11 protein-coding genes are annotated in these 12,641 nt (G+C 69.4%); 2 read left to right on the forward strand and 9 right to left on the reverse strand.

The window, feature by feature from the left end:
• Nucleotides 1-201: 201 nt before the first annotated feature.
• From LEL83_RS08575 to LEL83_RS08595, 5 genes are all read right to left on the reverse strand, one after another.
• Entirely contained in the window at nt 202-1,125 is a 924-nt protein-coding gene (locus LEL83_RS08575) for an ABC transporter substrate-binding protein (protein ID WP_225558493.1), read from the reverse strand.
• Nucleotides 1,122-1,850 carry an ABC transporter permease gene (locus LEL83_RS08580; protein WP_225558494.1) on the reverse strand — a complete coding sequence of 243 codons (729 nt, stop codon included), beginning with the start codon at nt 1,848-1,850 and terminating at the stop codon, nt 1,122-1,124. Before LEL83_RS08580 ends, LEL83_RS08575 begins: the two co-directional genes overlap by 4 nt.
• Entirely contained in the window at nt 1,847-2,563 is a 717-nt protein-coding gene (locus LEL83_RS08585) for an ABC transporter permease (RefSeq protein WP_225558495.1), read from the reverse strand. The genes LEL83_RS08580 and LEL83_RS08585 overlap by 4 nt, the downstream gene beginning before the upstream one ends.
• Nucleotides 2,560-3,486, reverse strand: a complete 927-nt coding sequence (locus LEL83_RS08590) for an ABC transporter ATP-binding protein (protein WP_198658311.1) — start codon at nt 3,484-3,486, stop codon at nt 2,560-2,562. Before LEL83_RS08590 ends, LEL83_RS08585 begins: the two co-directional genes overlap by 4 nt.
• A gap of 212 nt (nt 3,487-3,698) precedes the next feature.
• Complete coding sequence (locus LEL83_RS08595; RefSeq protein WP_198658310.1) at nt 3,699-4,346, reverse strand: TetR/AcrR family transcriptional regulator; 648 nt, start codon at nt 4,344-4,346, stop codon at nt 3,699-3,701.
• Between the two features lie 136 nt (nt 4,347-4,482).
• Here LEL83_RS08595 and LEL83_RS08600 point away from each other — a divergent pair, with 136 nt between their 5' ends.
• Nucleotides 4,483-5,547, forward strand: a complete 1,065-nt coding sequence (locus LEL83_RS08600; protein WP_198658309.1) for an App1 family protein phosphatidate phosphatase — start codon at nt 4,483-4,485, stop codon at nt 5,545-5,547.
• A gap of 77 nt (nt 5,548-5,624) precedes the next feature.
• Nucleotides 5,625-7,526, forward strand: coding sequence for a glycoside hydrolase family 15 protein (locus LEL83_RS08605; protein WP_225558496.1), 1,902 nt, complete (start codon nt 5,625-5,627; stop codon nt 7,524-7,526).
• Between the two features lie 214 nt (nt 7,527-7,740).
• Here the strand turns inward: LEL83_RS08605 and LEL83_RS08610 are convergent, their stop codons facing one another.
• The 4 genes from LEL83_RS08610 to ctaC all read right to left on the reverse strand — a co-directional run bounded on the left by LEL83_RS08610 (nt 7,741) and on the right by ctaC (nt 12,375).
• Nucleotides 7,741-9,120 carry a glucose-6-phosphate dehydrogenase gene (locus LEL83_RS08610; protein WP_198658307.1) on the reverse strand — a complete coding sequence of 460 codons (1,380 nt, stop codon included), beginning with the start codon at nt 9,118-9,120 and terminating at the stop codon, nt 7,741-7,743.
• 183 nt (nt 9,121-9,303) lie between these two features.
• Complete coding sequence (locus LEL83_RS08615) at nt 9,304-9,720, reverse strand: cytochrome c oxidase subunit 4 (RefSeq protein WP_198658306.1); 417 nt, start codon at nt 9,718-9,720, stop codon at nt 9,304-9,306.
• A gap of 4 nt (nt 9,721-9,724) precedes the next feature.
• Nucleotides 9,725-11,461: an aa3-type cytochrome oxidase subunit I gene (gene ctaD, locus LEL83_RS08620; RefSeq protein ID WP_198658305.1), complete on the reverse strand. Its 1,737-nt coding sequence runs from the start codon at nt 11,459-11,461 to the stop codon at nt 9,725-9,727.
• 11 nt (nt 11,462-11,472) lie between these two features.
• On the reverse strand, nt 11,473-12,375 hold the full coding sequence (gene ctaC / locus LEL83_RS08625) for an aa3-type cytochrome oxidase subunit II (protein WP_225558497.1): 903 nt from the start codon (nt 12,373-12,375) through the stop codon (nt 11,473-11,475).
• Nucleotides 12,376-12,641 lie beyond the last annotated feature (266 nt).

The following is a 12,641-nucleotide window of genomic DNA, read 5'->3' on the forward strand; positions in this document are numbered from 1 at the left end:
CTTCAGGTGTCACAGCCTCGGGACTCCTCCACGGTAGCGCTTCCGGACAGCGTTCGACAACGTGTAGAACCGATCTGTGCACGAACGTGCAGACCCCGTGCACGGCACAACCGTGCGGCACGGATGTGCTGCGCGGACGGGCCGGGAACGACGACAGGCGCCGGGCAGATGCCCGACGCCTGTCGTGTGGAAGGGGTGTGACTACGAGACGAGGCCCTCGTCCTTCAGGAACTCCTCGGCGATCTGCGACGCCTTCTCCTTGTCGACCGTGCTCTTCGTGTTGAGGTCGATGAGCGCGTCCGCCGTGAGCTTCTCGTTCACCGCGTCGATCGCGTCGGCGGCCTGCTCGTCCACCTTGTCCGACACCACGGGGATGACGTTCTGCGGCAGGATCAGGTTCTCCGGGTCCTCCAGCGACACGAAGTCGTTCGCCTTGATGCTCGGGTCGGACGTGTAGATGTTGGCGAGCTGGACCGTGTCGTCCTTGAGTGCCTTGACCGTCAGGGCACCGCCCGAGTCCTCGATCGACTTGAAGCCGACCTGCACGCCGTACACGGAGTCGAGCCCCTCGGGCCCGTACGGGCGCGTCTGGAACTCGGAGTTCGCTCCGACCGTCAGCTTCTCCTCGACGTCCTTGAGGTCGGCCAGGCTGGTGACGTCGTTGTCCTCGGAGAACTCCTTGGTGACGGTGTAGCTGTCCTGGTCGGTCGCCTCGGCCTCGTCGAGGACGCGGAGGCCGTCCGGCAGCGCCTGCTCGAGGCCCTCGTCGATCTCGTCGGCGGTCTTGGCGTCCGAGTCCTTGTCGAAGTACTGCAGCAGGTTGCCGCTGTACTCGGGCATGACGTCGATCTTGCCCTTCTCGAGCTGCGGGACGTAGACCTCGCGCTGCCCGATGTTGAAGTTGCGCTCGACGTCGAAGCCCTTGGCCTCGAGCGCCTGGGCGTACAGCTCGGCGATGATCTCGTTCGAGTAGTACTGCTGCGAGCCGACGACGATCGTCTTCGAGTCGGAGGACGCGCTGGCGCCGTCGTCGAGCGGGTCGCTCGACGCGCAGCCGGTCAGGGCTGCGGCGACGCCCAATGCGAGCGCTGCTGCGGCGCCGGCACGGATCTTTGCTGTGATCACGATGGATTTCCTTCCGGGATGGGATTGCGGGCCCGCTCGCGCGACCCCTGGCGCCGCCGGTCCGACGGGTCGGCGGTGCCCTTCGGCACCGCCGCCCGCTGCAGGACGGCGAACACGATCTCGAACGCGATCGCGAGGGCGATCACGAGGATGGAGGCGCCGAGCATCTCGGCGTAGTCCTGGGTCTTCAGACCGAGGAAGAAGTAACCGCCGAGGCCACCGGCGCCCACGTAGGCGGCGAGCGTCGCCGTGGCGACGACCTGCAGGACCGCGGCGCGGAGGCCACCGATCAGGAGCGGCAGCCCGAGCGGGATCTCGACCTTCCAGAGCACCTGCCACCCGGTCATCCCCTGCGCCTTCGCGGCGTCGACCGTGACCGGCTCGACGGACTCGATGCCCGAGTAGGCGCCGGCGAGCACTGACGGGATCGCGAGGACGACGAGCGCGAGCAGCGGCGCCTGCAGCCCGATGCCGAGCAGCAGCCCGAACAGCGACAGCACGCCGAGCGTCGGCAGGGCACGGATGCCGCCGGAGACCGCGATCGAGAAGCCGCGCGCGCGACGGGTGTGGCCGATGGCGTAGCCGATCGGCACCGCGATGACCGAGGCGAGGAACACCGCGAGCAGCGTGATCCAGACGTGCTCCCAGAGCCGACCGGGGATGGCGTTGTAGCCCGTGTAGTTCGTGGGGTCGAAGACCCACCCGAACGCCTGACCGATGATCACGAGGCCACCTCCGCGCGCTGGAGCACCCGACGCGAGGCACGCCGACCGCGGGGCTCACGCTTCGTCCACGGCATGACGATCCGACCGAGCAGGACGAGCAGGCCGTCCAGGACGAACGCGAGCACGAGCACCATGACGATGCCGGAGAGGATCTCCTCGAAGATCCCGCGGGCGAGGCCGTCGGTGAACAGCGATCCGAGGCTCTGGATGCCGAGCACCGCGCCGACGGTCGTGAGCGAGATGGTCGACACCGAGACGACCCGCAGGCCGGCCAGCAGCACGGGGCCGGCGAGCGGGAGCTCGACGCGGAAGAACCGCTGCGCCGCCGAGTAGCCCATCGCCGTCGAGGCGGACTTCGTCGCGGCGTCCACCGAGGTCAGGCCGTCGACGGTGGAGCGCACCATGAGCGCGAGGCCGTAGAGCGTCAGGCTGATGACGACGTTGATCGGGTCCTGCAGGCCCGTGCCGATGATGCCGGGCAACGCGACGAACAGCGCGAGCGACGGGATCGCGTAGAGGAGCCCGGCGAGGGTGACGATGCTGCTGCCGACGCCCGCGGCCAGGCGCGAGCCACCGGGGCGCTGCAGCCGCACGACGAGCCAGCCGATGGGGATCGAGAGCACGAACGCGATGATGATCGGCGGGATGGCGATCGCGAGGTGCGAGACCGTGTCGTCCCCGATCGTGTCGAGGTTCGACAGGACCCACTTCACCGGATGCCCCCACCCTGCGCCGGAGCACCCGGAGCGCGGTCAGGCGCTCCGGCCTCTGCTGCACCGGTACCGGACTGCGGTACCGCGGCTGCTGCGTCGACGACCGTGACCGGTCCGGTCAGGACGCCGGCTGCGCGTCCCTCGCCGTCGACCACGACCGGGCCGGTCGGGGTCTGCTCCACGCGGAGGGCACGGCGCCCGCGGCCGACCCCGATGAAGTTCGCGACGAACTCGTCGGCGGGTTCGGCCAGGATCTGGGCCGGGGTCCCCTGCTGGGCGATCTCGCCGCCCTTCTTGAGGATGACGACCTGGTCGCCGAGCTTGAACGCCTCGTCGATGTCGTGCGTGACGAAGACGACGGTCTTGCCGAGCTCGCGCTGCAGCCGGATGAGTTCCTCCTGCAGGTCGTTGCGGACCAGGGGGTCGACGGCACCGAACGGCTCGTCCATGAGCAGGATGTTCGGGTCGACGGCCAGACCGCGGGCGACGCCGACGCGCTGCTGCTGCCCACCGGAGAGCTGCGCGGGGTACCGGTCGGCGAAGCCGCGGTCGAGCCCGACGGTGTCCATCAGCTCGAGGGCACGCTGCCGCGCGTCGGCCTTGGAGACCCCGGTGAGGAGCGGGACGGTCGCGATGTTGTCGACGACCTTGCGGTGCGGCAGCAGCCCGGAGTTCTGCATGACGTAGCCGATGCTGCGACGGAGCTCCACGGGGTTCACCCCGGCGACGTCCGAGCCATCGATCTCGACCGAGCCGGAGGTGGGATCGACCATGCGGTTGATCATCCGGAGCAGCGTCGTCTTGCCGCAGCCGCTGGAGCCGACGAAGACGGTGGTGGTGCGGGAAGGGATGACCAGATCGAACTCCTCGACCGCGGTCGTACCGTCCGGGTAGGTCTTGCGCACCGAGCGGAACTCGATCATGGGTGCCCTTCTGTTCGGAGGTAGCCCGACTCCGCACGAGAGTACCCGCGGAGGCCGACATCGGTTCGGTGTGACGGTCCGTGACGCGCCTGCCGGACTGCCTCCAGGGTGTGGACCGCAGTGCGACCGCGCGAGCGGCGGGGACGACGACGCCCGCGCCTCCTGTTCGGAGGACGCGGGCGTTCGGATCGGATCGCGGCGTGTCGCGGCGGTCAGGAGGCGGCGATCACCGACTCCAGGTGGGCGCGGTTCATCCGGCGGTACTCCTCGATGAGCGCGGTGTCGGGGTTCGACCGGTCGCGGTGCGCGCGTGCGAGCACGGCGTGACCGGACTCGGCGAGCACCACCCACGCGCGCGCGGTCCGCTCGTCGTCCGGCAGGCCGAAGCGGTCGCGCATGATCTGGCCGACGGCGCTGCCGAGTGCCGCCATGCGGTCCTCGGCGTCACCGGTGCCGGTGTCCGCAGCGTCGCCGAAGCGGATCGCACGGAAGCCGGGCTCGGTGCGGTACATCTCGGCGGTGACGTCGATGAGCGCGTCGTTGGCGTCCTGCCAGGTCGCGGCGCCGCTGGCGTCGAGCGCCTCGACGAACCGCTCGGCCAGCCGCTGGGTGCAGCGGATGGCGAGTGCCTCGACGACGGCGATCCGGTCGGGGAAGTACCGGTAGACGGTCCCGATGGACGCGCCGGCACGCTCGGCGACCATGGCGGTCGTGAGCCGTTCGAACCCGATCTCGTCGATGACCGCGGCAGCGGCGTCGAGGAGGCCGGCGAGGCGCGCCGAACTGCGGGCTTGGACCGGCTCGTTCCTGAGCAGTGATGATCCCCCCGGCAGAGCGTTCGTTACCTCGGTGACGAGCACGTGTTCTCCTCTTGCGCTCCAGCGCGGTTCGTTGGTGTGACGGGACAACTCTCGCAGAGACCGCCTGGAACGTGGCTGCGACTCACCACGACCGACGGCGCGTGGACTTCGGAGGCGCGCGTGGGATGATGACCGCATGCCCGACCCGACGCCCCACGAGCCGTCGTTGGCCGAGCCGCTCCTGCACCGCGCGGCCCGCATCGAGGACGCCGTCCAGGAGTTCCGCGAGCAGCGCGCGCGCCGTCGCGGCCTGGTCCCGACGGTGGTCCCCTACACCGGCTACGGTGCGCCCGGATGGGTGCGCATCCTCTGCCGCGTGCTGCTGACCCGACGGGGGCTCGCGTCCGACGTCTCCTACGCCGGCGTGCGCGGGTGGCGGAGCTTCACGAGCGTCGCCGTCGACCACGCCGAGGTCACCGTGACCGCGGGCGGCGTGTCCCACGTCGTCCAGACCGACCGGGGCGGCGTGGTCGACACGATCGTGCCGATCGACCTCGAGCCGGGGTGGCGCACGGTGCGCCTGTCGGCCGGCGGCGGTCGCGACGTCGAGGCGGACGTCTTCGTGGTGCACCCGGACACCCGCTTCGGCCTGCTGTCCGACATCGACGACACCGTGATGGTGACCTCGCTCCCCCGCCCGATGCTCGCCGCGTGGAACTCCTTCGTGCTCACCGAGCACGCGCGACGCCCGGTGCCGGGCATGTCCGTGCTGTACGAACGCATCCTCGCGCAGCACCCCGGCTCGCCGACCGTGTACCTGTCGACCGGCGCCTGGAACGTGGCACCGACCCTGGGGCGCTTCCTGTCGCGCAACATGTACCCCTCGGGCACGCTGCTGCTCACCGACTGGGGCCCCACGCACGACCGGTTCTTCCGCAGCGGCCAGCTCCACAAGCAGGAGAACCTGCGCCGCCTGGCGAAGGACTTCCCCGACGTGCGGTGGCTGCTCGTGGGCGACGACGGCCAGCACGACGAGACCCTGTACGGCGACTTCTCGCGCGAGCACCCCGACAACGTCGCCGGTGTCGCGATCCGGCAGCTCTCCACGAGCGAGGCCGTGCTCGCCGGTGGTCGCTCCCGTGCGCAGGAGCGCTCGCGCGACTCGTCCGCCCCGTGGGTCTACGCCCCGGACGGTGCCGGACTGTGGAGCGAGCTCGCCCGCGTCGGGATCATCGAGGCCGACGCCTCCGACCCGGCCTGAACGACCCTTCAGCACGTCCTCGGCGCCGGGGACGACGAGGGAGCACGATGCTCGGGCCGCGGGTGTTCGATCGGGCCATGAGCACCGAGACCCGGCGCGCACCCGCGCCCCGCAACCGCATCGAGGACCACGCGCTGATCGGTGACACCGGGACCGCGGTGCTGGTGGGGCGCGACGGCACGATCGACTGGGCGTGCCTGCCGCGGTTCGACAGTCCGTCCACCTTCGCCTCGCTGCTCGGCACCGAGGAGCACGGGCACTGGACGCTCCGTCCCGTCGACGACGAGGCGACCGCGGACCGCCACTACGACGGCGACACCCTCGTGCTCTCGACGGTCTGGACGACCGCGGAGGGCGTCGTCGAGGTCACCGAGTTCATGCCCGTCGGGGCGCACCGACCGTCGATCGTCCGGCGCGTCCGCGGGCTGCGCGGCACCGTGCGGATGCGGCAGACTCTCCGGATCCGGTTCGACTACGCCCGTGCGCTGCCGTGGATCCGCCAGGTCGGCGACGACGGCGGACCGGCCCTCGTGGCGACCGCCGGGCCCGGCTCCGTGGTCGTTCGGGGTCCGCGGTTCCGGGCCGACGACCACCGGCACACCGCGACGTCGACGGTCCACGACGGTGACGTGGTCGACACGGTGCTCACCTGGTACCCCTCCCACCGTGAACCGCCGGCGCCGTTCGACGTCGACGCCGCCCTGGAGCAGACCAGGTCGTGGTGGACGGACTGGATCGCCCCGGTGCAGGCGGCGGGGCCGTTCGCCGCGGCCACGCGGCGGTCGCTCGTGTTCCTGCGGGCCATGACGCACGGCGAGACCGGCGGCGTCGTGGCGGCCGCGACCACGAGCCTCCCGGAGGACCCCGGGGGCGAACGCAACTGGGACTACCGCTACGTGTGGCTCCGCGATGCGTCCCTGGCGCTGGCGTCGCTCATCGCACACGGGTACCGCGACGAGGCCACGCACTGGCGGGGCTGGCTCCTCCGCGCGATCGCCGGCGACCCCGGGGACGTGCAGATCGTGTACGGCATCGCCGGGGAGCGCGAGCTGCCCGAACGGGTGCTCCCGGAGCTGCCCGGCTACGCGGGCTCCACCCCGGTGCGGGTGGGCAACGGCGCATCGGAGCAGTACCAGGGCGACGTCTTCGGCGAGGTCCTCGCGGCCCTGCACGACGCCCGCGAGCTCGGCGTCGAGGAGAACGCCGACTCGTGGGCACTGCAGCGCGCCCTGCTCGGTCACGTCGAGCAGCACTGGCAGGACCCCGACAACGGGATCTGGGAGATGCGGGGACCGCGTCGGCACTTCACGCACTCCCGCGCGATGATCTGGGCCGCCTTCGACCGCGGGGTCGCCGCCGTCGAGGAGTTCGGGCTCGAGGGCCCGGTCGACCGCTGGCGCGCACTCCGCGAGCAGGTCCGGGCGGAGATCGAGGAACACGGCTGGAACGCCGCACGGGGCTGCTACCGGCAGCACTACGACACAGACGAGGTGGACGCGAGCCTGCTCGTCCTGCCCCAGATCGGGTACCTGCCCGCTGACGACCCGCGGATGACCGGGACCGTCGCCGCGATCGAGCAGGACCTGCGGACCGGACCCGACGGGCTCCTCCTGCGCTACCGCACCGCTGCCGGGTTCGACGGGCTGTCCGGCAGCGAGCACCCGTTCCTGGCGTGCTCGTTCTGGCTGGTCGAGCAGTACGCGGCCTCGGGGCGGGTGGACGACGCCGAACGCCTGATGGAGGTGCTCGTCGCCTCCGCCAACGACGTCGGCATGCTGTCTGAGGAGATCGACGTGGCCACCGGGCACCACATCGGCAACACGCCGCAGGTGCTGTCGCACCTGACGCTGGTGTCGGCCGCCGACGCCATCGAGCGGACCCGGGGCCGCGCCGTCGGGCACCGCACCCGGCTGGCCGTGCACGACGGTGGGACGCGGTCGTGGACCGGTGCCGGTGAGCGGGCCGGCTCCCCCGGCTGAACCGTCGCTCCGACTCGCGACGACGCCGCCGTCCTCGTTGCGCGACGCCTCGGAAGCGTCGAGACGCCGCCGGATCCGGCGGCGTCTCGACGACACGACGGCGTCGTGCGGTGCCCTGGTGGCGACTCCACGACGGACGGGAGGCCCGGTGCCAGCTGGCACCGGGCCTCCCGTCCGTCAGGGGCGCGCGATCAGGGCGCGCGACGTGCGTCCGTCAGGACGACGACTCCCAGTCGGCCGGGCCACGGGAACCGGCGCGGTACTCCTCGAGCGGGACCTCGTCGGCCTTCCACGCGTCGACGACCGGCGCGACGATCTCCCAGCAGCGCTCGGCGACGTCACCGCGGATCGAGAGCAGCGGGTCGTCGTGGAAGATCCCGTTGAGGACCTCGCCGTACGGGGTGAGCTCGCCGTCCGCGAAGGACGACGACAGGGTGACCTGGCCCATCTCGAACGGGTTGCCGCCACCGTTGGCCGACACCGTCAGCTCGATCTCGTCCGGGTTGAGGACGATGCGCAGCGTGTCGGTCTTCGGCCGACCGGACAGACCGGAGGGCAGGCGCGTGACCGGCTTGAAGGTGATCAGCACCTCCTTGCGGCTCGCACCGAGTGCCTTGCCGGAGCGCAGCGTGAAGGGGACACCGGCCCAACGGGCGGTGTCGACCTCGACCGAGATCTCGGCGAGGGTCTCCGTCTGCCGCGACGGGTCGACGCCGTCCTCGTCCTGGTACGACGGCAGGTCCTTGCCGTCGATGGTGCCGGCCGTGTAGACGGCACGACGGGAGGCGACCGTGGCGTCGTCGCCCTTGAGGCGCGTCGAACGGAGCGCACGGGCCAGCGACGAGCGGAACTCGACCGAGTCGATCGCGGCGGGGGCGTCCATCGTGACCAGACCGAGGATCTGCAGCAGGTGCGACTGGATCATGTCGACCATCGCGCCGGCCTCGTCGTAGTACTGGGCGCGGTTCTCGAGACCGAGGGTCTCGTCGTAGAAGATGTCGACCTTCTCGATGTTCTCGGCGTTCCAGATCGGCTCGAACAGACGGTTCGCGAAGCGCAGGCCGATGATGTTGAGCACCGTGGTGCGACCGAGGAAGTGGTCGGTGCGGTGCACGCGGTCCTCGGGGACGAGCTTGAGGACGGTCTCGTTGAGGGCCTCGGCACTCGCGACGTCGGTGCCGAAGGGCTTCTCGAACGCGAGGGTCGTGCCTTCGGGCAGCTCGACCTGCTGCAGCGCCTCGCAGATGTCGGAGGCGATCTGCGGCGGCAGGGCGAAGTACAGGATCGGCTCGGCGTCGGCGTCCGCCGCGGCGAACAGGGCCTTCAGGTGCTCGGGGTCCGTCGGGTCGCCCTGGATGAACTGCGTCGACGCGAGGGTGGCGTCGACCTCCGGGCCCGCGACGTCCTGCGACGCGAAGGACTGCGTGACGATGTCCTTCCACTTCTCGGGGCTGCGCTCGCTGCGGCCCGTGCCGATCAACTGCACGGGGACGGCGCGGCCGCTCTGCAGGAACGTGCCGAGGCCGGGGAGCAGCAGGCGGGAGGCGAGGTCGCCCGTCGCGCCGAAGATGATGAGGGTGCGCTTGTCGGTCACCTGAGGTGACTCCTTTCGCTGTTGTGGGGGTCCGCTCCAGTCAAGTCGCGGGCGGGACCGTTTGTTCCGGATCGGTACCGGAGATCGTCTGTTCCGGATCGGTACCGGAGATCGTCACCTGGACGCACTACGGGCGGCACCGTTCTGGTGCCGCCCGAAGTGTCGGTGCGCTGCAGCGCCGGGTCAGTGCCCGAAGTTGCCGCGGTAGTACTCGTAGACCCAGCCGACCAGGGTGATCGTCACGAGGACGAGGCCGATCGGGACGATCCACAGGCCCGCCGCGACGCCGAGGAAGCAGACGCCGACCGCGGCGGCCAGCAGGATGGGCCACCACGACCACGGGCTGAAGTGCCCGAGCTCGGCGTCGCCGTCCTCGATGTTGGCGTCCGGGCGGTCCTCGGGCAGCACGCCGCCCTGGGAGCCCATGACCTTCGCCAGGTAGAACGCGATGAACGCGGACATGATCCCGGTGAGGCCGATGGCGACCGTACCGACCCACTCGGGCCGGCCGTAGTAGATGTACGCCCAGATCGTGTACGCCGCATCGGCGACGATGAAGAACCCGAAGAGGATCCAGAACAGGTTGACGTTGGCGCGCATGGCGTTACTTCACCTCGCCCTTCGCGGCGTCGTAGGTCGGGGCATCCGGAGCGTCCTTCGCGGGACCCACGCCGATCGGCACACCGGCCTCGGGGTGGTTCAAGTCGAAGGCCGGGGACTCCGAACGGATGCGCGGGATCGACGTGAAGTTGTGGCGCGGCGGCGGGCACGAGGTGGCCCACTCGAGCGAGCGGCCGTAGCCCCACGGGTCGTTCACGGCGACCTTCGGTGCGTTCCGAGCGGTCACGTAGACGTTGAAGATGAACGGCAGGAACGAGATCGCCAGGATCATCGAGCCGATCGTCGACAGCTGGTTCATCCAGGTGAAGCCGTCGTTCGGCAGGTAGGTCGCGTAGCGACGCGGCATGCCGATGACGCCCAGCCAGTGCTGGATGAGGAACGTGGTGTGGAAGCCGATGAACAGGAGCCAGAAGTGGATCTTGCCGAGGCGCTCGTTGAGCATCTTGCCGGTCCACTTCGGCCACCAGAAGTAGAAGCCGGAGAACATCGCGAACACGACGGTCCCGAAGACCACGTAGTGGAAGTGCGCGACCACGAAGTACGAGTCGGACACGTGGAAGTCGAGCGGCGGCGACGCCAGGATCACACCGGTGAGACCACCGAACGTGAAGGTGATGAGGAAGCCGAGCGCCCAGAGCAACGGGGTCTCGAACGTGACCGAGCCGCGCCACATGGTGCCGACCCAGTTGAAGATCTTCACGCCGGTCGGGACCGCGATGAGCATCGTCATGAGGGAGAACCACGGCAGCAGGACACCGCCGGTGACGTACATGTGGTGTGCCCACACGGTGACCGACAGGGCGGCGATCGAGATGGTCGCGTAGACGAGGGTCTTGTACCCGAAGATCGGCTTGCGGCTGAACACCGGGAAGACCTCGGAGACGATGCCGAAGAACGGCAGCGCGATGATGTACACCTCGGGGTGCCCGAAGAACCAGAAGAGGTGCTGCCAGAGCAGGGCACCGCCGTTGGCCGGGTTGAAGATCTGGGCGTTGAACACCCGGTCGAGCCCGAGGCCGAACAGCGCGGTCGCCAGGACCGGGAAGGCCATCAGGACGAGCAGCGCCGTCACCAGGGTGTTCCACGTGAAGATCGACATGCGGAACATGGTCAGACCAGGCGCACGCATCGTGATGATCGTGGTGATGAAGTTCACCGCGCCGAGGATGGTCGAGAACCCGGTCATGCCGAGGCCGAACACCCACAGCGTCCCGCCGAGGCCGGGTGTGAACGTCGTGTCACTCAGTGGCGCGTAGGCGAACCAACCGAACGAGGCGGCGCCCTGCGGGGTGAGGAAGCCACCGACCGCGATGAGCGACCCGAACAGGTAGAGCCAGAACGCGAAGCCGTTGAGTCGCGGGAAGGCGACGTCCGGCGCACCGATCTGCAGCGGCATGATCGCGTTCGCGAAGCCCGAGAAGAGCGGCGTCGCGAACATCAGCAGCATGATCGTGCCGTGCATCGTGAACAGCTGGTTGTACTGCTCCTTCGTCGCGACCACGTTCAGGCCGGGCTCGAAGAGCTGTGCGCGGATCACGAGGGCCATCACACCTGCGAGCAGGAAGAAGATGAACGACGCGATCAGGTACATGTACCCGATGGTCTTGTGGTCGGTGGAGGTGATCCACCGAACGACGATGTTGCCCTTCCGGCCCACCTTCGACGCCTGGAAGTCCGGCGTCGAGGTCTGGGTCGGTTGGCCGACGAGTGACGTTGTCATCTGACGAGCCCCTACTTGTTCTCGCTGGACGCCTCGACCGGCGCCTTGTTGTTCGGTTCGTTGCTGTTGGTGTTGTACTCGTCGCCCAGCAGACCGACCTTGCCCTGGTCCTTCAGGGTGTCGAGGTACTCCTGGTACTCGGCCGGCGTGACGACCTTCACCTGGAAGAGCATCAGCGAGTGGTACTCACCGCAGAGCTCCGCGCACTTGCCCTGGTAGGTGCCGAGCTTCTGCGGGATGAAGTACTCCCAGTTGGTCTTGCCCGGGAGCATGTCCTTCTTGTACAGGAAGTCGATGACCCAGAAGGAGTGGTCGACGTCGCGCGAGGAGAGCTCGATCGCGACCTTCTTGCCCTGCGGCAGGTAGAGGGTCGGCAGCTGCGACTCGTCGATCGCCCCGTTGGCGTCCTCTTCTTCCTGGGCCTGGATGCCCTGGTAGTAGACGCTCTCTTCGGGGTTGTCCTTGTTGATGTAGTTGAAGTCCCACGCCCAGCGCTTGCCGTACACGTGCACGGTGGCGTCGGGGTCCTCGAACGGCTGCTCGATGGCGGCCTGGTCCTTCGCGGTGAAGGCGAAGAAGCCGAGCACCAGGATCAGCGGCACGATCGTGTAGAAGATCTCGAGCGGCATGTTGTACCGCATCTGCACGGGCAGGCCGGTCTGGCCCTTCCGCCGGCGGTAGACGATCGCCGCCCAGATGATCAGGCCCCACACGATGAGGCCGACGGCCAGGAGCACGATCCAGCTGGTGGTCCACAGGCCGACGACGCGGCTGGTGTGGTTCGTGACGTCCTTCGTCTCCTCCGTGCCGGGGAGCCATCCGTTCATCTGCTGCTGCGTGCAGCCAGCCAGTGCGATGACCAGACCGACGGCCACCGGGACGGCCGCCCAACGTATACGGCGATTCGAACGCACTGTTACCTCTCGCAAAAGACGTGAGCTCGGAGGTCAGCCCGTCGAGTGCGACGGTGTGCCGCACAGAGGCGACGCGGTGCTGGCTCCCAGCTTGATTGGAACACTCCTAGCTTACTCGCAGCTCGCCACCGCTCGCGCACACACGCCACGCCAGTGGCCCCGATCCGCACCGGGAACGGCCCCGTCGGACCCGGTCACACCGCACTCCCGCGGGGCGTGTCCGGCCCCACGAACGCGAGCGGGGAGCGACCGTACCGGTCACTCCC

The organism is Curtobacterium oceanosedimentum, from assembly GCF_020297365.1.
GTDB lineage: Bacteria > Actinomycetota > Actinomycetes > Actinomycetales > Microbacteriaceae > Curtobacterium.

What these genes read in the sequence shown, in the direction of transcription:
- LEL83_RS08605 (WP_225558496.1), top strand. Translation starts at nt 5,625, where the DNA reads ATGAGCACCGAGACCCGGCGCGCACCCGCGCCCCGCAACCGCATCGAG.
- LEL83_RS08600 (WP_198658309.1), top strand. Translation starts at nt 4,483, where the DNA reads ATGCCCGACCCGACGCCCCACGAGCCGTCGTTGGCCGAGCCGCTCCTG.
- ctaD (WP_198658305.1), bottom strand. Translation starts at nt 11,461, where the DNA reads ATGACAACGTCACTCGTCGGCCAACCGACCCAGACCTCGACGCCGGAC.
- LEL83_RS08615 (WP_198658306.1), bottom strand. Translation starts at nt 9,720, where the DNA reads ATGCGCGCCAACGTCAACCTGTTCTGGATCCTCTTCGGGTTCTTCATC.
- LEL83_RS08590 (WP_198658311.1), bottom strand. Translation starts at nt 3,486, where the DNA reads ATGATCGAGTTCCGCTCGGTGCGCAAGACCTACCCGGACGGTACGACC.